Here is a 522-nt window from a genome sequence, read left to right as displayed (position 1 = left end):
ATGGTGATAAGGGCGCCGTGGATGTTCGAGAGGCGGAACAGCAGGCGGAAGAAGTCGGGGAAGTCGCCGGGCTTCGCGCCCATCGGCACGACGACCGCGTCGATGCCGTGCCGGTCGAAATACGGGTTGTAGATCATCGGCGCCTTGAAGGACTCGGTCGGGTAGCCGATGTGCGCGATCAGTCTGGTCTTGCCGGTGATCATCGGAGGCGCTCCTCAGGTTCGGATCGGGGGCGGGGCGCCGTGATGGCGCCTTGGGCGCCGGGACGGCCCGCGGGTTGCCGAGGTCGTTCATGTGGACGCGGTAGGTTTCCCGTGCGGACCAGGCGGCGCAGGCGGCGACGCAGGTGATGGCGAAGGCGATGGCGCCGATCGTCATCGGGACGTTGGTCGAGCCCGGAGGGGCAACGGTGGCGAAGAGCGCCGGCAGCAGCGCGGTGATGGTGGTGCCGATGTTCTGCGAGATCGCCATCGAGGAGACGCGGGTCCGGGTCGGGAACAGCTCCGGGAAGAAGCTGGGGAA

At 67.8% G+C, this 522-nt stretch carries 2 pseudogenes; both read right to left on the bottom strand.

The annotated features are described in order from the left end of the window. A pseudogene (locus tag ACMUOY_RS20970) lies at positions 1-203 on the bottom strand (shikimate dehydrogenase); the annotation flags it as partial. Positions 204-249: 46 nt separating this feature from the next. Further along, positions 250-522: pseudogene (locus ACMUOY_RS20965) on the bottom strand (MFS transporter); the annotation flags it as partial.

The sequence above is a fragment of the Candidatus Skiveiella danica genome, assembly GCF_022705245.1.
GTDB lineage: Bacteria > Pseudomonadota > Gammaproteobacteria > Burkholderiales > Burkholderiaceae_C > Skiveiella > Skiveiella danica.
Note: the sequence above shows the minus strand (reverse complement) of the source record. Positions and strands in the feature narration are given on the sequence as shown.